The sequence below is a fragment of the Mycolicibacterium peregrinum genome, assembly GCF_001665625.1.
In the GTDB taxonomy this organism is placed as follows: domain Bacteria; phylum Actinomycetota; class Actinomycetes; order Mycobacteriales; family Mycobacteriaceae; genus Mycobacterium; species Mycobacterium peregrinum_B.
In genome coordinates this window covers 1-18,952 of the sequence record NZ_LZSY01000051.1, presented here as the reverse complement: position 1 = coordinate 18,952, position 18,952 = coordinate 1, and the positions used below count along the sequence as shown (strand labels likewise).

The 18,952-nt window shown below is 64.9% G+C and carries 26 protein-coding genes; 13 read left to right on the top strand and 13 right to left on the bottom strand.

From position 1 onward, the window contains the following. Positions 1–230: 230 nt before the first annotated feature. Entirely contained in the window at positions 231–632 is a 402-nt protein-coding gene (locus tag A5779_RS06885) for a hypothetical protein (protein WP_131811597.1), read from the top strand. 64 nt (positions 633–696) lie between these two features. Here the strand turns inward: A5779_RS06885 and A5779_RS06880 are convergent, their stop codons facing one another. Next, positions 697–1,116, bottom strand: a complete 420-nt coding sequence (locus A5779_RS06880; protein ID WP_064880241.1) for a hypothetical protein — start codon at positions 1,114–1,116, stop codon at positions 697–699. A gap of 275 nt (positions 1,117–1,391) precedes the next feature. On the opposite strand from A5779_RS06880, the gene A5779_RS06875 reads away from it, so the two are divergent. Beyond that, positions 1,392–1,730, top strand: a complete 339-nt coding sequence (locus A5779_RS06875) for a hypothetical protein (protein ID WP_131811596.1) — start codon at positions 1,392–1,394, stop codon at positions 1,728–1,730. A 4-nt stretch (positions 1,731–1,734) separates the two neighbouring features. Here the strand turns inward: A5779_RS06875 and A5779_RS06870 are convergent, their stop codons facing one another. From A5779_RS06870 to A5779_RS06850, 4 genes are all read right to left on the bottom strand, one after another. Further along, positions 1,735–2,862, bottom strand: a complete 1,128-nt coding sequence (locus A5779_RS06870; protein WP_236734672.1) for an EspK C-terminal domain-containing protein — start codon at positions 2,860–2,862, stop codon at positions 1,735–1,737. A 1,250-nt stretch (positions 2,863–4,112) separates the two neighbouring features. After that, positions 4,113–4,571 (bottom strand): Rv2240c family protein, encoded by a 459-nt coding sequence (locus A5779_RS06860; protein ID WP_131811595.1) that lies wholly within the window; start codon positions 4,569–4,571, stop codon positions 4,113–4,115. A 207-nt stretch (positions 4,572–4,778) separates the two neighbouring features. Next, entirely contained in the window at positions 4,779–5,048 is a 270-nt protein-coding gene (locus A5779_RS06855; RefSeq protein ID WP_064880230.1) for a hypothetical protein, read from the bottom strand. A gap of 56 nt (positions 5,049–5,104) precedes the next feature. Further along, positions 5,105–5,806 (bottom strand): hypothetical protein, encoded by a 702-nt coding sequence (locus A5779_RS06850; RefSeq protein WP_236734671.1) that lies wholly within the window; start codon positions 5,804–5,806, stop codon positions 5,105–5,107. Between the two features lie 140 nt (positions 5,807–5,946). Here A5779_RS06850 and A5779_RS06845 point away from each other — a divergent pair, with 140 nt between their 5' ends. After that, positions 5,947–6,195 carry a hypothetical protein gene (locus tag A5779_RS06845; RefSeq protein ID WP_131811594.1) on the top strand — a complete coding sequence of 83 codons (249 nt, stop codon included), beginning with the start codon at positions 5,947–5,949 and terminating at the stop codon, positions 6,193–6,195. On the opposite strand, the gene A5779_RS06840 is transcribed toward A5779_RS06845, so the two are convergent. Beyond that, positions 6,196–6,720 carry a helix-turn-helix domain-containing protein gene (locus tag A5779_RS06840; RefSeq protein WP_236734670.1) on the bottom strand — a complete coding sequence of 175 codons (525 nt, stop codon included), beginning with the start codon at positions 6,718–6,720 and terminating at the stop codon, positions 6,196–6,198. It abuts the gene before it with no gap. A gap of 296 nt (positions 6,721–7,016) precedes the next feature. On the opposite strand from A5779_RS06840, the gene A5779_RS34780 reads away from it, so the two are divergent. From A5779_RS34780 to A5779_RS06795, 10 genes are all read left to right on the top strand, one after another. Continuing rightward, positions 7,017–7,466 carry a WhiB family transcriptional regulator gene (locus A5779_RS34780; RefSeq protein WP_330220058.1) on the top strand — a complete coding sequence of 150 codons (450 nt, stop codon included), beginning with the start codon at positions 7,017–7,019 and terminating at the stop codon, positions 7,464–7,466. Between the two features lie 135 nt (positions 7,467–7,601). Next, the gene (locus tag A5779_RS33980; protein ID WP_165609751.1) at positions 7,602–7,739 is read left to right on the top strand and encodes a hypothetical protein; all 138 of its coding nucleotides are present in this window, start codon (positions 7,602–7,604) and stop codon (positions 7,737–7,739) included. Then, positions 7,736–8,590: a DUF6551 family protein gene (locus A5779_RS06830; protein WP_064880224.1), complete on the top strand. Its 855-nt coding sequence runs from the start codon at positions 7,736–7,738 to the stop codon at positions 8,588–8,590. The genes A5779_RS33980 and A5779_RS06830 overlap by 4 nt, the downstream gene beginning before the upstream one ends. Positions 8,591–8,608: 18 nt before the next feature. Then, positions 8,609–9,580, top strand: coding sequence for an alpha/beta fold hydrolase (locus tag A5779_RS06825; RefSeq protein WP_082941562.1), 972 nt, complete (start codon positions 8,609–8,611; stop codon positions 9,578–9,580). After that, positions 9,577–10,176, top strand: a complete 600-nt coding sequence (locus A5779_RS06820; protein ID WP_064880220.1) for a hypothetical protein — start codon at positions 9,577–9,579, stop codon at positions 10,174–10,176. The genes A5779_RS06825 and A5779_RS06820 overlap by 4 nt, the downstream gene beginning before the upstream one ends. After that, positions 10,173–10,484 (top strand): hypothetical protein, encoded by a 312-nt coding sequence (locus A5779_RS06815; protein ID WP_064880218.1) that lies wholly within the window; start codon positions 10,173–10,175, stop codon positions 10,482–10,484. The genes A5779_RS06820 and A5779_RS06815 overlap by 4 nt, the downstream gene beginning before the upstream one ends. Further along, on the top strand, positions 10,481–11,881 hold the full coding sequence (gene tnpB, locus A5779_RS06810; protein WP_064880217.1) for an IS607 family element RNA-guided endonuclease TnpB: 1,401 nt from the start codon (positions 10,481–10,483) through the stop codon (positions 11,879–11,881). The genes A5779_RS06815 and tnpB overlap by 4 nt, the downstream gene beginning before the upstream one ends. Positions 11,882–12,011: 130 nt before the next feature. After that, a complete protein-coding gene (locus tag A5779_RS06805; protein WP_131811593.1) occupies positions 12,012–12,437 on the top strand; it encodes a hypothetical protein in 426 nt (141 codons plus the stop codon). A 126-nt stretch (positions 12,438–12,563) separates the two neighbouring features. Then, the gene (locus A5779_RS33790) at positions 12,564–12,764 is read left to right on the top strand and encodes a hypothetical protein (protein WP_064880212.1); all 201 of its coding nucleotides are present in this window, start codon (positions 12,564–12,566) and stop codon (positions 12,762–12,764) included. Between the two features lie 405 nt (positions 12,765–13,169). Continuing rightward, positions 13,170–14,267, top strand: coding sequence for a helix-turn-helix domain-containing protein (locus A5779_RS06795; protein ID WP_207549038.1), 1,098 nt, complete (start codon positions 13,170–13,172; stop codon positions 14,265–14,267). Positions 14,268–14,304: 37 nt separating this feature from the next. Here A5779_RS06795 and A5779_RS06790 read toward each other — a convergent pair whose 3' ends face one another. The 7 genes from A5779_RS06790 to A5779_RS06760 form a co-directional block, all read right to left on the bottom strand. Then, entirely contained in the window at positions 14,305–14,607 is a 303-nt protein-coding gene (locus A5779_RS06790; protein ID WP_064880210.1) for a hypothetical protein, read from the bottom strand. Continuing rightward, entirely contained in the window at positions 14,604–14,831 is a 228-nt protein-coding gene (locus tag A5779_RS06785; protein WP_064880208.1) for a ribbon-helix-helix protein, CopG family, read from the bottom strand. Before A5779_RS06785 ends, A5779_RS06790 begins: the two co-directional genes overlap by 4 nt. A 59-nt stretch (positions 14,832–14,890) precedes the next feature. Further along, positions 14,891–15,250: a type I secretion protein TolC gene (locus tag A5779_RS06780; RefSeq protein WP_082941561.1), complete on the bottom strand. Its 360-nt coding sequence runs from the start codon at positions 15,248–15,250 to the stop codon at positions 14,891–14,893. Beyond that, positions 15,247–16,866 (bottom strand): PPE domain-containing protein, encoded by a 1,620-nt coding sequence (locus A5779_RS06775; RefSeq protein ID WP_064880206.1) that lies wholly within the window; start codon positions 16,864–16,866, stop codon positions 15,247–15,249. The genes A5779_RS06780 and A5779_RS06775 overlap by 4 nt, the downstream gene beginning before the upstream one ends. Positions 16,867–16,879: 13 nt before the next feature. After that, positions 16,880–17,185, bottom strand: coding sequence for a type VII secretion target (locus A5779_RS06770; protein WP_131811592.1), 306 nt, complete (start codon positions 17,183–17,185; stop codon positions 16,880–16,882). A 69-nt stretch (positions 17,186–17,254) separates the two neighbouring features. Beyond that, the gene (locus A5779_RS06765) at positions 17,255–17,560 is read right to left on the bottom strand and encodes a hypothetical protein (protein WP_064880202.1); all 306 of its coding nucleotides are present in this window, start codon (positions 17,558–17,560) and stop codon (positions 17,255–17,257) included. Positions 17,561–17,570: 10 nt separating this feature from the next. Beyond that, positions 17,571–18,785 (bottom strand): DUF4226 domain-containing protein, encoded by a 1,215-nt coding sequence (locus A5779_RS06760; RefSeq protein WP_064880200.1) that lies wholly within the window; start codon positions 18,783–18,785, stop codon positions 17,571–17,573. Positions 18,786–18,952 lie beyond the last annotated feature (167 nt).

Below are 18,952 nucleotides of genomic sequence, written 5' to 3'. Positions count from 1 at the left end.
CACCAAACTCCGGAAACAACCCCACCCCAGCAGACAACACACGATCGACCTGCGCCACATACGCACCAACCGACCCGCCACTCACCCACCAAAACTAACCACCACACCAACCCCCCAACCACACCCAAAACAACCTGGTCTGAGCCACTTGCCGATGGCTGTCGCATAACCCGACGCGCTCTGAGTCAATGAGCATGACCGACATTTCATCGAAGATCCGGGGGGGAATCATGAAAAACGTAGTCGTCGACCGCATCTGGCGCCGCTTCCGCCGCTCACCGCAGCCAGATCCGACCCTGGCCTTAGTCACACCCACCGAGGCGCTCGACGCCGCCGCCCAGCTCCTCAACAACGCCTGCTCCCGCAGCGTCGCCGTCGCACTGTGGTCCAACATGGCGTGCCGGCCACTGGCCGCGCTGCTCTACACCGCATCCCCCGCAGGCAACGCCGGCGCAATGCCCTGGGTCCGCTCTACCGCAGCTTCCCTGCACCACCCAGACGGGTGGAATGCAGCCACCGACGCATGCGCCGAGGTTAACCCTCTGCTCACCGAATGGCTCGTCCCCGAGGGGTTCGATCACCGGCAGCGCCTGAGCATCGCCGAGGCCCTCAGCGAAGCCACCCACGGGTAATCAGGACCAAGACCAAGGCCCGCAACCGCGAGACTCATGAGATATCGCGCGAGGTATCCAGCAGCTACGCCGAACCGGATAGGTCGCGTTCTGCGCCGGCGATCGCGATGCTCTCGTAAGCGGCCCGAGCTGCGCCGGTGAATTCGTGGCCATCGCCCATACCCTGAACGACGGTCGAAAACATCGCCGTCACCTTGCCCAACGCATCATCGCCCAACGCAGAGACCGCAACAGGCCGGACAGCCATCAGCAACAAGTACTGACTCAGTTCGCCGACCGTCGAACATCCCGTCTGCTCAGCAATGTCCACCAAATCCTCGCGCTCGCAGAGCTGCTCGGCAATCACCGTGTCCGCTGGATAGTCGGCAAGCTGCCCCAAGTACGTGGTGGCCACCGCGTCGACCAATGCCCGCAACGCCTCATCCGCCTCGCCGCCGAGCCCCGGCCCGGCCGACTCTGAGCCCTCATTGCCACTGTTCACCATGTCCCCTACCTTCCCCCGACTGTGATAGTGCCAGCCACTTCCAAACTGCTTTGCCTTGACTGTTGTATAACGCCGGACCTCCACATACTTTTTGGAGGTGCAGCGGCTGGTCCCCTTTGCCGCAGCGCCCGAGGCCCCGGCGAAACCCCTCGTCGCCGGGGCCTCACTTATGCCTGGCCGGATACCAATGCAGGCTTGTTGTTCTCGCTATCCGAAACACGCCCACGCCGCCGCGAAACCCCCTGCTGGCGAATCGCCTCCGTAAAATATGTCTCGTGATGCTGACCAATCGCGGTGCCGTCGTCGACACCTGGGCGTCCTGGCGCTTCTACAACCGCGTACGCCCCCAGTTCCTCGCCTGGAACCACGCCGTCCTCACATTCGAAAACGAATCCGGCGATGGCGAGAAAATGGTGAAGTTCGTCGACGACGCCGGCAACATCCTCGAACTCCACGGCATCACCTACGGCTACGAGGGTGGCACGCCTGGCGAACTGGCCGAAATGCTGATCAAAGAAGGATTCCAAAATCCGGATCGAATTCGCCATCTGGTGTACAACACCCGCGGCGACCAGAAATACCCAATGACCATCTCCCGCGACTCGCGGATATAAACGACTACACGTTCACCGGAGCGAACGACGGTGTAGGCACACCAGCACACCACGCCGCATACACCACATCTGCCGGAGTTCCACTCTCCCAACAGATCAGCACTTCCAGCCGCCGGCACTCGGCGAAATCACGCTGATACGCCACCGACTGCTGTGCATCCTCAATACCGATCACACCAGGCCGCTGCGAACCCGCCATCAACCGCGCCGACGAATACTCATCACGCAACGCCGACCACTCCCCAGACGCCGGCCACCGACCCGCCACCACAGCCCTCGCCACAGCCTGAGCCGCCCGCGACAACTCCGGCCCACAATTGAACACCGCCTGCTGAGTCACATGACGCACATACGCATCCACCGCACCCGGATCGCCACCCGTCAAATCCTGATACAGGCCTGGCGCAACGGTTTCCAAACGATGCGACCGACTCCGCACCAGCCGCGACGCCTCAGCCTCATCCGGACCACCAGCAGCCGGCACACCGACCGCAACATCCGCCACACTCTCATCAACCAAATCCGACCGCGACATAAACGTCGACGCCACCGCCGACACCGCATCACCACGAGCCAGGATCGCCCTCAACACAGTCTCAGCCGGATTGAACCAACCAAACCACCGAGCATCGAACGTCGAATCGAACCGCGCCGCCAACGGCATCGACCTCGGCACAAACACACCGGCCGGCACATAACCAGCGCCCTCGTTCGTCGCAATCCACAACTCAGGCTGACCAGAAACACCCCGGGCCACACCCACAGCCCACTCCAGACCCGGATACACCACACTCGACGCCGCCGCCAAATCAGCGACAACCTTGCGCGCACTCTCCAAATCCGTCATCGAAATATCGCGACCCAACCGGCCACCGCCACCACTACCGCCACCCACAGGTAGCAGCCCAGTCGCGCCAGGAGCACCCGCAGGAGGCGGAGGAACCGCACCTGGCGGCGGAGGCGGCACCGCACCACCACCCATCGCCGGCGCACCACCACCCGCGGCAGGCGGCAACACCGACCCATACGACGTCATCTGCGCACCAGGACCACCACCGGCAGCCGGAACACCCATCGGCCCACCAGCACCCACCGGAGCCGACGACACCGCCGGCGCCGCAGGAGCACTCATCGTCGCAGGCGCAGCCGCCGGCGAAGCAGAACCCATCGGCGCGGCCAACGGAGACGCCGGAGTCTGAGGAACAGGCTGAGCCGGCGGCGCAACCGGCATCGCCCCCGCGGCATTCGCCCCCGCAGCTAAACCCCGACCGAAATCACCACCAAACGCAGCCCGCATAGCTTGCGACGACTGGCCCTGCACAGAAGACGCCGGGCTACCCACATTGCCCGCCATACCAGCCGGATTCGCCCCACCAAGCAACCCCGACATCGGACCCATCCCTCCACTGGCCGCACCACTCAACGGTGACGCGCCACCACCAGGCGCAGACGGTGCTGACGGCAACGACGGCATCTTGGGAGACGCCGGCGAAGCTGGTTGTGTTGGCAGAAGGCTTGGAGTCGATAGGTCTTTGCCGAACGAAGAAGGAGAGCCCGAGGCGCCATTTGCACCGTGCCCGCTTCCCCCGCCGCTGCTCATCTCCTTGCCGTAGTCGCCCGGCGACTCGGGCTTACTTGGGTGATGGTCGCCGCCGCTCGACGGGTCGGTACCAAATCCGCCGTCACCCTTCGGCGGAGCCTCTGGAGTTCCGAACTTATTCGTGAGGCTTTGTGTTTCGGTTGTCACGAAGCCTCGTAGTTCGGCTGCGTGCGCGTTGATCTGAGTGCGGTAGGTCGTGAGGATCGGTGCGACGGCCGCGATTCCTACCACCAAGTTGTTCGCCTTCAGGACAGCCTCGATCTCACGGTGCGCGGTGTCGTGCGCTTCCCGCATGAGCCGCTTGGTGCGACCCACGTCCTCGCCCAGTCGACGCATGCCGGCCGAGCCCGTGGTGAGAACGTCAATCAGGTGCTCGTGAGCTTGATGCTCACTCCAATAATGCGCCTGCGCCGCTTCCGACCCTTCGCCCGCAGTCCAACTATTCGAAAAGACCTGATCTGATTGGCTTTTCGCCTCAGCCGATGCAGTCGTGTGATCACTGGCGAGCTGCGCGAGGCGGCCGGCAGCCGCAGCAAGCTCAGTCTCCGACTCAGTCGGCCAAACGTCCGGGCCTACCAGCGACGCTGTGTACAAACCTGGTTGGAGCTGAACGTCACCGCCGCCCGACATCCCGCAACCCGGCACGAAAGAGTCAGGTTTCGGGGGCTTCGCAGCAACGAACCGCTTCAGTAGCTGGCCCATCTGCTCCTGTGCGACGTTCGAATGCGGCTTAGGGACAACACTGTCGCCGGACGGATTAGGCTTCGGAGTGACGGCCGCCATCAGCGAAGCCCGCAGGCATCGGCCAGCGCGTACGTTGCATCGTTAGATTCTGATGTCAGCCGGTTAACGTCATCGACGCTCCCGTTTCCGGTCGCAGCAGCGGTCAGGTCGAGCGATGAATCGATATAACGGTGCGCAGCCCGGGATAGCTCATCTGAGACTGAAGGAGTCAGGGTTGTTTGAACGGCAACAACGCTATTCACCGTCCGCAAGACGAGTGGCACGTTGACTTCGCCATTCACTACAACGCCCCCCTGGCCTCGTTGGCCACGAGCCGTCTTGTCGAATGCTCCGCACAGTTCCGCCTTCGCCGCGTTTTGCTCGGCTGCGGTGAATTGAGGCTCGCTGGGAGTCGCGATAGGTGAGGCTGGCGGAGGTTCGCCTGCGGCGCTGTTCCGGGCGATCGCGTAGGTGATGGCCGCCGTGGCGGCCACAGCGACGACCATCACGATGACCATGGCCAGCACGATCACCCACAGGCTCGGACGTCGGTCGCGTCGCTCGACGCGAGGCGTCGGTGCTGCCGGTCGTTGCGGTGGAACGCTCTGGCCAGGAGGTGGTGGCGGCAGCGGCCGCTCGGCCGCGCCTTGAACCGGAGCTGCGCCGGTCTGCGGTGCCCACGGCGACGTTGTCGTCATTTTCGCCCCCTCTAGAAGCCTCTCTCGTTACGTCGTCAGCACGCCTGCACTGAGTTCCTCGGACGTTTCCACCGAGGTCACACTCGCCACCGATGTAACCGACCCGAACGCCACCTTTGCTGTCAGATTGGCCGACGCCGACGCCAAGAGCGACGCCAACTCCGCGGTATACGGAGCGACGTATGTGCCGACCGGCAACGCCGGAAGCCCCGCGGGCGCTGTGTCCCCTCGGGCGGCCGCAGCGGCAGCAAGACCACCAACGGTGTCCGAAGCTGACATGTGCATGGATGACGCCATAGGCCGATGCTACCGCCGACTTCCGCCGCTCACAGCAGTCAAGCAGCGTCAAATTCTCAAGCGAACAGCTTTGCCAGGCGACTGTCCCTGCTCCACCGATCACCCAGCACCGCCGTGGCCGTCCATAAACACAACGCGGGAGCCGCAGGGCCCGCAAGGCGCAACGGCGCGACCTGCCCATCAAAAGCCAGCGTCAGCTGCCAACCGTCGAGATCCGGGTAGAACTCAGTGATGCCGCCGTAGTAGTAGCTCTCAAAGCCAGCATCGAACGTGTTGCACAGTAGCCGATGGTTCGTCATCGTCACCTGAATTTGCTGATGATCACGCCACCGCTGCTCCGCATCCCGACGAGCAGCCACCTTCCGACGATGGTTAACCGCTGCACTTACCGCCAACGCACCAACCATCACCGCCGGCCGTCCCACCACCAACATGCCGGTCTTCTGATAGCCCCCATCACCGGCCGCGTACAACCGGCTGTACGACAAATCGGCCTGCAGAAGACCGAACTCATCCGCCGCTAGAACCGGCCCGAACACCTCGATCTCAGGTGGACTGACGCCCTGCGCAAACCGACGCGCGGCACCCCGCGCGTACATCCACCAGCTCTCCCACTCGTTCCGCGGCGAAACCAGCGCATGGTGTTGACGCTGCTCAGGCTCGGAACCTCTCCGCTCGGGAAGATCCGGATCGTAGACAGCAGGCAGCGGCGGGGCATCCCCGCTGACAACCTGCTCCTGCCACCATGCCTCCAACATGCTCTGGATTATCAACCGTGGCACCGACATGCGCGACAGCAAACAGGGGGCAGTCATCGGCCGCTGGAGAACGCCGAAACTCGTCGGTCAACTCGCTTTCAAGGTGGCGCAACCGCGCAATGCGATGTCTCCTCAGAAGCATGGATAGCGACAACCGCAGCACGCATAGCGAGCTCGACGACGATCTACTCGAACACATCGAGGAAGACTTCATGAGACTCGCCGACCGATTGGATGCGGAGGCAGACCAAGGTGACGCGGATGTACTCGCGGAGCTCGACGCGCACGTCCAGGATCTCGACGAACTCGTCAACTCCGCGCCTTCAATCAATATGCCACTGGCGCAGGTGATCAACATCGCGGACCGCCGTATGGGCAGTCGGCGCTGATCAGACTTCGGCCCTCAACTCCGCCAACAAACTGATCGCTTCACCACGCTCAGCCTCATCCAGCCAAGGCATGAGCGCGATAATTCCTTCTTCAGCCTCCCGCGCTGAGCGAGTGATCTCCTCTGAAAGGGCCTCGCGCGCAATCCGTTCCATTTGAGCGCGATGTTTGCTGAAAGTGCTCTTCATCGCCAGGACGCGCTTGGCGAGTGCGAATCGGTCACCGCCCGTCTGTGGGGGTCGTTCAGCGTGGGCCCCTGGGTGTTGACGAGGAGCCCCAGCGACCTTTGTCGCGGTGCCGCCCTCGAGGACCGCGTCGATGCTGCCGGATTCCCACTCGATCGCTCTTTCGAGAGTTCGTCGCAGTCGGGGACTCAATCGGCCGGCGCGGTTGTTCTCGATCGCGCGGAGTGTCTCCACGGCCGGACCACCGCGCTCGCCTACCTCGATCTGGGTCAAGCCGAGTTCAGTGCGGCGGTTCCGCACTGCCACGGCCAACTTGTCCCACATCATGATGTCCAACATCATGCCCGACCATCCGGTATTTCCAGGCGTCCTGGCCCCAAAAACCGGTAGAACCTGGCCTCAGCGTGCCGTGTTCGGCGATTGGCGCGTCGAGGTTCGTCTGGGTCGATCCCTCACCTGAACTGCAGCTTCCTTGGAGCTTTCTCGCAGGTTGGCTGCTGTTCGCTCACCGCTCCGTCCCGATTCGTCCCACACGTACCGCCAAAAACCGGTGGATCCTGCTATAGTTCCCGGTTAGTACCGGTAAATCCCGAACAAGACCGGTGAATACACCCAAGTCAGGCAGGCGGGAACAAGGAATGAGGGGTCCGAAAATGTCCGTCAACACCAGCGCTGATACCGGCCACACACCGACAGCTCGGCTTGCCGATGATTTCGGTCAGGTGCCTGCCACGAGGCTTTTCGAGACCTCGGAGCCTCGGCCGTGCACTGTAACCAAGCCCGGGCCCGGGAACGATCCGTGGTTTTCCAACGACCGCAGTCGTGAGCGCGCTGCCCGCATGTGCAAGACGTGCCCGTTCATCGGCCGCTGCGGCTACAACGCAGTCGCGAGTCGCGCGACCCATGGTGTGTGGGGCGGCGTCGTCTTTCCGGGCGACAAGGCCGCAGCACTCGAAAAGATCTACGCCCAACTCCTCGACCAGTTCGAGCAGCGTCGACCGATCGAGTTGGGCCACGCGCCAGCTCCAGAACTGCCGGCCGCTACCGCGCATCGCCGTCGCCGATCAGCCACCTCCACCGCCGCCTGAAGAGCAGACAGCGCCGTGGACACCACCCTTCACCACACCTGCACAGGCGGATGCGGAACGCCCGTATCCGACCCACGCCACCCGTGCGATACGTGCTGGGATCGGCTACCTTCCACGCTCAAACGCGATCTGCTGTTGAGCCTCGCCGGCGTCGAAATCAACACCGCCGTCATCTCTGTCGCCGAATTCTTCGGCAAGCCCATCCCCCAGTTTGTGGCCGGTGACTCCGGCCTGCGTGTCAACCAACCGCGCCAAGGAGAAACCACGCCATGAGCACCACCGCTATAACACGTCCCGCGCCCTACATCGCAGCGCTCGCCGTCACCGAACTGTTCGTCGACCACAGCTACCAGCGGCCACTCGATCTGCCTCGGGCGCGGCGACTTGCCGAATCCTGGGAACCGCCACTGATCGGCGTCATCGAGGTCTCCGACCGCGGATCCGACCAGCAACCCCGCTACGCGATCGTCGACGGCCAGCACCGCTATGCCGCCGCCAAGCTCCGCGACCCAAAAGCCGTACTGGTAGCCAACATCCACACCGGACTCAACGCCCGAGATGAGGCGCACCTGTTCTACGAGATCGACGCCAAACGAACCCGCCTCACCGGCTGGGACCGCTGGAACGCCCGCCGCGGCGCCGGCGACCCCGCCGTCCTCGCAGTCGAATCGGTCGTCGAAGACGCCGGCCTGCGCGTCGAGGATTCTCCGACCAACGGTTCGGTCCGCTGCGTCTCCACCTGCGAGAAAGTCTTCAAGCTCGGTGGCCAGCCGCTCCTGCGTGAGACGCTCGGCCTGATCACCGAGGTCTGGGGTGTCGAGGTCGAGGCCTTCGACTCGCCCCTAGTACACGGAACAGCACTGGTGCTGTGGCACTACGGCAAGACAATCAACGTCGAACGCCTCGCGGACGCCATGGTTGACGTCTCACCACGGCAGTTCAAAGCCAAGGCCGTCGCGCTGCGCGAATACGAACGCGGCAGCCTCCCGAAGCTCGCGGCCCTGGTCATCGTGAACACCTACAACCGCACCAAAGGCCCGAAACTCGATAAGCCCAAAGACTTTACGAAGCACTCACCGCAAGCCGGCGTCCGTCGGCCCGCATCCTTGGCCGCAGCGTCCTGAGCCCGGTTGTGACACATCATGGCCACAACCGGTAGCACCGTTGACGTAGCCGCCATTCCGCCCGTGATCGAACGGCAAGTGATCACCGCGGACGGAACCCTGCTGGCAGTGTGCGATTACCCGAGCTCTGCACCGACCCGGCACACCGTCGTGCTTCTGCACGGATTCTGTCTCTCTCAGATCAGCTGGAGCATCCAGATCAGGCTCCTGCGCCGCGCGCGGCCGGACGTGCGGATCATCAGCTTCGACTACCGCGGCCACGGCCGATCCGCCGAGGCACCGCTGCGCACCTACAGCATCGAGCAGCTCGCCGACGACCTCGCCCAGGTACTTACTGTCCTGGATGCCACCGGGCCCGTCACACTGGCTGGCCACAGCATGGGCGGCATGACCGCGCTCACCTACTTCACGCTTCCGGCACTGCGGCGGCCCGTCACCCCGGTCGGTCTCGTCCTGGTAGCCACCGCCGCCGGTCGCCTCGCGCAGCGCGGCATCGGGCGGCTCCTCGGCTTCCCCGCTGTCGGGATGCTCGGCACCGTCGTCGACCACGCACCGCACCGCGGCGCTGACCAGACCGTACGGTCACTCATCCGGCCGGCGTGCCGAACATTCAGCCGGCTTGCCGGCCTTGGCGGTGCTGAACGGGCCGCGTTCGTCGAGACCGCGGCCGACGCGGTGCAACGCACACCGCTGGCTACCGCGACCGGCTTCCTGCCCAGCTTGCGAACCTACGACCGCTACAACGAGCTCGCCACCATCGTGGCGCGCACCGTGGTGGTCAGCGGAGGCACAGATGCCATCACCCCGGTCTCTCACGCCCACGAGCTCGTCGCCGGCATTCCCGGGGCGGTTCACCTGCACGCAGCCGCCGGCGGACACATGCTCCTGCACGATGCGCCGCGCCTCGTCGTAGACGCCATCGCGCGGACTCTCACTCCCCTGCCGCAGTCCACCGTCACTGATGCGTTGGGCGTCTTGGAGGCGATATGAATACACCCCAATCAGCAGACGCCACCGGTGTTGATGTGCGCAGCTTCAACGGTGATGCCGTCACACGGGTGCGGTACCGCGGCTGGATCGTCGACGTCGACAAGGCCGGTGCGGTCGCCATGCCCCGCCAAACCGTCACCGGTGCGGCCGCGGATCTCGCCGTCTGCCTGGACGCCGCCCGCACCATCTCGGCGAAAAACGTCGCAGATGCCAAGGCCGCCGCGGCGGCAGCCCGCTCCGCTAAGGCTGCGGCACCCTCACCCGCTCCGCACATCATTGCAGCCGTGCCCGACCGGCGACCCCAAATACGTCCGCTCATCCAGGTGCTCCGGGCGGCCCGTGACATCGCCGACCACCACTGGCACCCGCGCCGTAACGACATCTACGCCTGCACCAAGCAAGCCTGGATTGACCACGAAATGAGCGTGCCGTTCGCCTGGCTCCAACGGGCACTTCGAGAAGCCTTGCCACCGGACACCACACTCACCGACTACAACGACAACTCAGACCACGCCGGCGCTGTTGGCCTGTTCGACACCGCGATCCGTCGACTCACCGGAGCACCCGACCACCAGCCGACCAGGGCCGCATCGTGACCCCGAGCTTCGGACACTGGATCGTGCAGCAGGTAGGCAGCACCTGGAAGCGTGGCTCCTTGGCGACCAAGTGGAAGATCAACCTGGTCCTGCTCAGTGCGCTCCTTGTCGAGTGGCTCCTACCGCCGGCGATCACGGTTCTCGCGGCCGGAGGCATCCTCGCCTACGCATACCGGCTCTACCGGCAGTCCATGAAGCAGGCAGCGCGCGAAGACGATTCACAGATCCACGCCTACGCCGGAGACTCGCTGTCCGACGACTCACTGCGCTGGGCCGTCACCACCTGGTCACGGGGATACCGGCAATGAGCACACCGGCAACGCCTGTGATCGACGCCGCACCGACCATGCTGCGTGCATATCGGTTTGCGCTCGATCCGACCCCGGCTCAGGAACAACTGTTGCGCTCCCACTGTGGTGCTGCGCGTTTCGCCTACAACCACATGCTCTCCGTGGTGAAAGCCAACCTCGACCAACGTGCCGCCGAGCGCACCTACGACATCCCTGACCAAGAACTCACGCCGTCATTGAGCTGGAGCTTCTACTCGCTGCGCAACCTGTGGAACGAAATCAAGAGGGATGTCGCACCGTGGTGGCCGGAAAACTCGAAAGAGGCCTACGCCAACGGCATCGCCAACCTCGCCACGGCGTTATCCAACTGGTCTACGTCACGCGCGGGCCAACGCCGCGGCCGAACGGTACGGTTTCCCAGGTTCAAGAGCAAACGCGCCCGTCCGTCCTGCCGATTTACGGCCGGTGGACTCGGTCTCGTCGAGCATGATCGGCGTCATATACGGCTGCCCAAGATCGGTGTCATCCGGACTCACGAGTCGACACGCAAACTGGCCCGCCGTGTTGAGGCGGGTACCGCGCGGATCAGGTCGGCCACCATCAGCTTCGAGCGCGGCCGCTGGCATGTCGCATTCAGCGTCGAACTCCCCACCGCCCACATACGGAGCCACAGCCGTCAGGCCCGCGCGGTTGTTGGTGTGGATCTCGGCATCACCCACCTCGCAGTCCTCTCCACACCGGTCCCCGGCGTTTCCGATGAACACGGCATGGTCGCCAACCCCGATCACTTGGAGAAGGCTCAGAAGCAGCTGCGCCGACTTCAACGCCAAGCTGCGCGCAGGCGCGGACGCGACAAACGCACCGGGGCAACACCGTCAGCACGCTGGCTCCGCACCCAGGCCCAGATCAACCGGCTACACGCCCGGATCGCCAATGCCCGTGCCGATGGTCTGCACAAACTCACCACCGCCGTGGCCGAGCGGTTCGAGACGATCGTCATCGAGGATCTCAACGTCACCGGAATGCTCGCCAACCACCGGATCGCCCGGCGCATCAGCGGTGCCGGATGGGGCGAGCTGCGCCGCCAACTCACCTACAAGGCCCATGACCGTGGCGGCACGCTCGTCGTCGCCGACCGCTTCTATCCCAGCTCCAAGACATGCTCCAATTGCGGCGCAGTGAAAACCAAACTGAGCCTCTCCCAACGGATTTACCACTGTGAGTCATGCTCAATCATCTTCGATCGTGACCGCAACGCCGCTGCCAACCTGGCTGCCCTCGCAACCAGCGCAACCGGCACGTCCTCCCCGAGTTGCGGGGCGACGGAAAACGAGCCCGATGGAAACCCGCACAAGACCAGCATCGCTGGCAGCAGGTACCGCCACGGGAAGTCCCCCGAGGGCAACGCCGCATGAGCAATCACGCGGCTGACGCTTTCTGCGTTTCAGGGAAAGCGACAACGGTGTGTGGCCGGAATCAGGTACACCGAGCCGAAACACGTTGCGAAAGAGGGCGACAGGTGTTCTCGAAAGGATGTAGCGCACGATGAGGATGAATGTTGGTGCGGCTGTGATCGCCACTCGTGACCAGCTGGCCGCAGAGCTGCGTGAGGCGGGCCGGCCGTTGTCGACGATGCAGTTGGCTGCCCGGTGTGGGATCCCGTGGCACACGGTGCGGCTCGTCGACGCAAGCTGTTCGTGGGCGCAGGCCTTCGCCGAGCATCGCTACGGCGCGGTCCTCGAATGCCGCGGCCGCGTCCATACGGTGGCGGTGCCGCCGTTACCCGGCCTGATTCATCCGCTCCTGGTCGATCTGGAGGTCGCCGGCATCATCACCCGCGTCACCGGCCCCGGCATCGATAAGCAGCTTGAGGACGCCTTTGTGCGCCAGGCAAATCATGCGTGGGTGAGCTGGCGATACTGCGGGCCCCGGTCGGATCCAGAGTTCGACGCCGTGGTCGCCGGCTTCTGATCGCGATGACCGTCGATCACGGTCAGTACCGAATCACGTTGATCTGTAGTTACTTTCGTGATGATTGCGCCCCGTCATCGGCGTGTCTCGAATCGGCATCCACTTAGCAATGACAAGGTCACACCCATGCCACAGCCACACAAAGGCGACCGCCACAAAATTCCAGTGCGCCCGGTCGACCGCGTTTACCGAAAACTGGAAGAAATGCGCATCGAGGCCGGCGTCAGCTCCATGTCCCAGTACATGAGTGACGTCCTCGCAATCTGGGCCGGAATGCCTGAACTAGCCCGCGAACTGAACCAGGAGGTGTTGCAGATCAGCGCATAGGTGCGGGTGAATCCCCCGCTGCCCCAGAACATCTGAATAGCGCGCGACAACTACTCCACAAATGACGAACGCCCCCGGCTGGCGGGCCGAGGGCTTGCGTTCGTTGCGAGTGCGAAGTTCCGAGTTTGGCGGCTCGGTCCTTCTCGTAGGCGACTCGCGCACCTACCCGTGAAAGGGACTGTCTTGCTGGACAGATCTCACGGTAGCGCACACCTCCGACAAGGTCCAGAGGACGCGCAACCGTCTCACCATGCTTCTCGGCCACCCGGTGTGGTCGAGCATGTGCGGCGCCCCTACCGGGGGACAAGCCGCACGAAACGTCGCCGCGGCATGATCCGCACCCGGCCGCGCCCCACTTCGCAGCGTCGACATCGCGCTGCTCGTAAACCGGTCCCTCGCGGGCATGTGTGGCTTGACGGCGAGCTCGTCTACCTGGAGCTGCCCGAGGACGCCCACGAAGGCGTGCCGTGCTGGACCGGAAAGGCTGCCCGCTGGGTGCATTTCACCGTGGCGATCGCCTACGACCTGCACTACAGCGAGATCCGGCCGCAGATGGGCAACGGTGGCATCAGGAAGCCCGCATTGCTGGCGATCGCCGCGGCGCGGGCCCGCTACGCCGACCACGACACCGGTCGAAACTGCCGGCCGACCAACGACCAGCTGGCCGACGCGACCGGCTTCTCCGTGCGACAGGTGCAGCGGGCCAACGAGGCGCTGCGGCTTTTGGGTGTGGCCACCGAGATCCTGCGTGGCCGGCAACGGACCCTGACCGAGCGGTTGGCCTCGTGGCGGCTTGGTGATCGTGGCCGAGGCTGGGCATCGGTGTGGGTGCTGCATGATTCGGCCTGGTTGGCGTCGGTTATTCACAGGTTGTCACCCCACCTCGTAGGGTCTCTTTTTGCTTGTAAAAGCTCGCTTTTACGAGAATTCACTACCCACAAGCGGACGCCTGCCGGCGCCCGTGGTCGCGGCGCGGGGCGCCGCAGGTGCCCGGACAAGGGAGGTTCGGCCCTGGCCCGGTCCTGGAGGGCCCATCCTGGGGCTCCACCGTGGTCGAGACGCTACTCGGCGGACGCTTGGGCTGCGATGCTGGCGGGGCCGGCTCGGCACGGCTGGACGGCGGGTGATCTCAACCAGCTGATCACCGACTGGCTCGGCATCACCGGGCGCCGCATCCCGGACGCGCCGTACAAGCCGATCGGTCTGCTGGGCGCGATTCTGGCTTGGCATGGCGCGGAGAACCTCGACGATCGGCCGGCGGCCGCCGACGAAGCGCGCGAGGCCGAGGAACTCGCCGCGGCGGCGGCCAGGGTTGCACGGCAGGTCAGCGAGCTCACGCCGCCGAATGGTCCGGATGGTGGTGGCGCCGGTCGGGTCGCGGCGCGTGAGGCGGCGTTGGAGGCTGTGCGCAATGCTGCGCGGAAGCGGACCGAGGAGGCGGCCGTGCAGGCCGCCCAGCTGCAGGATGCGGTGCGCCGGGCCCGCGGGCCGGAGGAGGTGTGAGTGTCGAAATGCCTTGGTGTTGGTGGAGACCGGGGTTTTAGGAGATGAGAGCGGCCACCATTGTTGTTGTCGCGTGTAGTGCTGTGGGGCCGATGTTGCCGACAGGTTGGTCGAGTGCAGCTGTCGGGAGCCATTGGACGAGTTCGGGGAGTGCGACGCCGTTCGGATCCCGCACTGGGACGACCATTGCCATTGTGGCATTGGGGATTTCACCCGGAATGTAGGGGCAGGTGATCACGCGTCCGGTTTCGGCGGCCAGGTGGATGGGGTTGGATAGGACGATCACGAACATTTCGTTCTTGGTGTCGCGGCGCGGCACGATGTCGCCTGGTCGTATCACAGGCCGGCGGCTTGGTTTGCCTGGTAGATCTGTTGGGCGTAGTCGTCGATGTTGAGTGCGGGCACTGTGTGAGTTGTGTAGTTCTTCAGGGCAATTCGAAGATGCTCGTGGCGTAGTGCTTGTTCGATGAGCTCTGATCGATTGAGGCCGGCGGCTTTGGCGTCGCTGTCTGCGGCTGCCAGCACTGCGCCGTCGAGCGTGACGGACACTTTTTCTTTCGGCATACCAGTCATCGTACTAACAGTCGGATGATTCGTCCTACCGTGCGGGTCGCTGCGCAGAGTCAGTCGGGTAGTTCGACGTAGGGGACGCCGAGCACGTCCGGTTTGAACCGTGGATCGCCCGGTGAGAGGTATTCCGCATAGAGGTTGCGGACCTGTTCGGCGAACTGTGCCCGGGTCTGGCGGAGTGCGTCGGTCATGATCTGTTCGAGCTCGGTGTTGGTGTATTTGTGCAGGGCGTCGTCGTCGACCTCGAACACCGTCAGGTCACCGTTCTCGTCGAACCGGACCGTCACGTCGGGATGGGCCTGGTCGAGGGCGATCTTCTCGCACGCATCCATCCAGGCGCGGTTGCGGGCGCGCCAGTGCGCGATCCCGCCTTCGACGCGGGCAACGTACTCGTCGTCGGACAGCTGCGTCACTTCTTCTCCCCCTCAGACTGTTTGACACTGCGTGCCTCGCGGCGGCCTTTGACCGGTTCGGTGTTCGGCTGCTCCTCGATGTGTAGCCGGCGCTCCGGATACAGCCGGCGGTCGTCTTCGGAGCCGCCGCCGCGGCCGCCCATCGGTGCACCCATCATCGGTGGCATCATGCCCCCGCCCATCGGCGCCCCGCCCATCGGTGGGCCGGCCGGTGACGATGCGCTCACCGTCGCCGGCGCTGCGGCGATCGGTGCCGATGTGCTGGCGGTGGTGGCCGGCGCTGTCAGCGGGCCCGCCGGTGACGATGCCGGTTCGGTGTCGCCGGGCATTCCCCCGCCGCCGCCCCCGCCGAATCCGCCGAAATCTGGTGTACCGCCGCCGGATTCGTCTCCGCCGCCCAGCTCCGGTGCCGCGGCTGACATGGCCGACGTCAATGCGCTGGCGCCCTGCGTGACACCTTGGACCGCTTGGTTGCCGACCTCCTGCAGTTTCTGGCCTGCGCCGCTCACTGCGCCTAGTACTCCGCCCAGGGCGCCGGACACGCCGCCGAGCACGGCTGGCAGAACGGTTTGCATCATTTCGGATGCGGTATCGGTCGCGCCGTCGAGCGCGGGATCGGACAGCGGATCCGCCGCGGAGAGTGGGTCAGCGGTGTCTGTGTCAGTGCCGGCGGGGTCTGTGCCGCCGGGGGTCGCGTTTGGTGTCCCAGGAGGTCCGCCAGGCTGGTTTCCGGGTGGTTGCAGTGTGCCCATCGGGCCGGTGTTGGCGGCCGCGGTGTACTCGGCGAATCCCCGGGTCGCTTTCTCGTTGGCTTCGGCGAGCTTGAATTGCAGGTCGGTGATGGTGGCCGAATAGCGGCCCATGCTGCCCGGTTGCGAGTTGGCGACGTTGGCCGCGTGCAGGCGGCGCTCCAGGTTGCTGAACACTTCCGGTGCAGGGATGGTGGCTTTGGCCTGGCGGAAGTTCGCTGCCTGCGTGCGCGCGTGCGTGGCCAGTGAGCGTGCCTGTTCGGCGTGTTCGGTGTAGCGGGTTTGCAGGCTCGAGATGTGGGTGTCGGCCTGGTCTGCCGCGGTCGACGTCCAGCTGTTGGTGGTGTCGGTGCGTGCCGATTGCACGGTGTTGGCCGCGTTGTCGAGCGCGGTCGCCCTGTTGTCGAGGGTGGTCGCGGCCTGGTCGAGGCTGTCGGCGCCCGGGCCGCCGTGGATCAGTTGGGCGATCTCGTGTCCGGTGGTGGGGATGACGCCGGCCGGTGCGGGTACTGCCGGCGGGGCCGGCACGTCGGGGGCGGTGAACGTTGGCATGTTGACCGAGACAGGGCCTGTCGAGGCAGCGGTGTCGCTGTAGGCCAGGCTGCGCGAGGACTCGGTCTCCTGCTCTTCGTAGGTGGCCGCGGTGGTGTTCAGCCGCGTCGACGCGTCGGTGGTCCGAACGTTCGACGACGTCGTGTCGATGTCCAGGCCGCCCATCAGAGTGGCCAGCTGGCTGGTGACCTGCACCGAGGTCGCGTCCGCGGCCGGCGGCGTGACCGACGCGCCGGACGGGGCGGTCGGTGCCGCGTTCAGAACCGCGCTGGCACCGCGCACCCCGTCCGGATCGATGTCGACGTTTTTCCCCATATCGTGTGCCGATCTAGGTCGACAACGCCTTGGTGTTGGCGTCCTCGGTATCGCCGTAGCTTTGCAGGTCACGGCGAATGTGTGAGGCCACACCCGAAGCGAAGGCGCCGAAACGCTCGCCGGCTTCACTGCGGGCCTTGAGTGCTGCGGCGTATTCCTGTCCGATCGAGGACGAGCCCAGCTTGCCAAACGCTCCCTTGGCTTCGGTGAGCGTGGCGTCGTCGACGCGCAATCGCTCACGGGCGGCGTCTGCTTCGGAGTCCCACCACGAGGCGTGGTTGTTCCACTCGTCGGGATCGAGGTTCAACGATCTGCTCATCGGTTTCCTCCTGCTGTACCTAGTGGCTGCATTTCCCCACCGTAACCACGGTTTTCTGGTTATGCCGTATCAGAAATTGATGTTGCGGCGTCGGTATTCGTCGATCTCTGAGGCCATCGGGTAGGCGGCTGTGCCCGGGGCGATGTTGGCGCCGCGCTCGTTCATCGCCGCCAGAGAGTCGCACCGCACCCGCATCAACGCCACCTTGTACAAGTGCAGGACGCGTTCGGACAGCTCTTCGGCCGTCCAGGTGGCGTTGACTTCGGGCTCGATCTGCACACGAGGCACCTCGTTGGCGTCGAGTTCGACCATCAGCGCTCCGTCGCGCGACGACTCCACATAGGTGTGCTCGGTGGTCGTTGCTTCAGGCTGCATCGGCGTTCTCCTACACGGCTCCGACACCGGTGGATCGCGCGGATGCGCCCGGCGCCTGTGTCCAGCCTAGAAAGTCTGTACGGCTGCCGAGTGCACTAATCGGCTGCACCTGCCCATCCAGCCAGATTTTTCGGTTCCCCAGCGCCAGTATCGGCTCCTGGGCCTCAAAGTAGCCCAGTTCCCCGCCCTTCATCATGTTCGGATCAACCGGTGCGGTCACCGCGGTGCCCGGCGGTGGCAGCTGGATGTTGTGCGCGGAGTAGGCAGCGGGCACGCCCATGCCCTTGTTGATCACGTCCTCCATGACCGCTTTGGTGGTCGGGTCGGGAGCCGTGAACTCTTCGTCGCCGGCCTTGACCGTCAGGTCAGGCTCCCCGGGCTCTGCCTTGCCGGCTTCCGGTGCAGCGGCTTCCGGCGCGGTTTCGTTCTTGGCCTTCGGGTCGCCGGCGAGCGGGTCAGCCGGGTTGGTCGGCGGGGTCGGCTGCGGCTTCTCGTCCTTGAACTCCTCCTTGGGTTCTTCCGGCTTCTTGCCTTCCTCGTCTTTGAAGCCGTCCTCAGGTGACTTCGGCGCCTCATCGGCCGGTTTGTCGGTGAAACCGTCCTTGGCCATGCCGGCCAAACCACCGCCTAATGACCCGAGCATGGAGCCGAGATCTCCGATCGGCAGGCCTCCGCCGCCCATGCCTGACATCATCTGCGGCAACGAGCTCAGCCCCGCCAGCGCCGGACCCATCGCTGACAGCGGATCCATCATCCCGCCTCCCATTGGGCCCAGGCCCGCCAGCGGATCCTCCAAGGAGTCGCCACCGCCGGCCGCCGATGGGTCGCCGCCGACTGCCGCTGGGTCGCCACCTGCACCACCCGTGCCGCCACCGTCACCGCCGCTGCCGCCAGAACCGCCGTCGCTGCTGGCGCCGGCCTCGTCGTGCTCATCACCTTTGGGACCGGTCGTGCGGTACTCGTCGCCCAGCTCCTTGAGGATCTGCGCCTGGGTGGCGGAATCGACGTGGGCATCGGCGAGGATCTTCTGGACCTCGGCGAGCTTCTCGTCAAGGAACTTCTGGAACGTCAACAGGCCGGCCGGGTTGTTCAACGCCTCCGGACCCATCTGGGTCTTTTTGTCCTCGATCTCCTTGAGGATGGCCATCACCCGGTCATACGACGCCTGGTTGGCCGCGAAGATCTCCTTGAGCTTGGCCGCCAGCTTCTCGTCGATCGCCGACACACCCGCAGTGCCGGTGCCGTAGTCGCTGCCAGCCTGGTTCGCACCACCTGGAAGTCCACCATTCTGCGGACCGGGAGCCGGCGGTGGAGGGACGTCGACTGATCCGACCTATCCGCTGCCACCCGGCCATGACCCGATCGCGCCACCTCCGCCGGCCGCCCCACCCC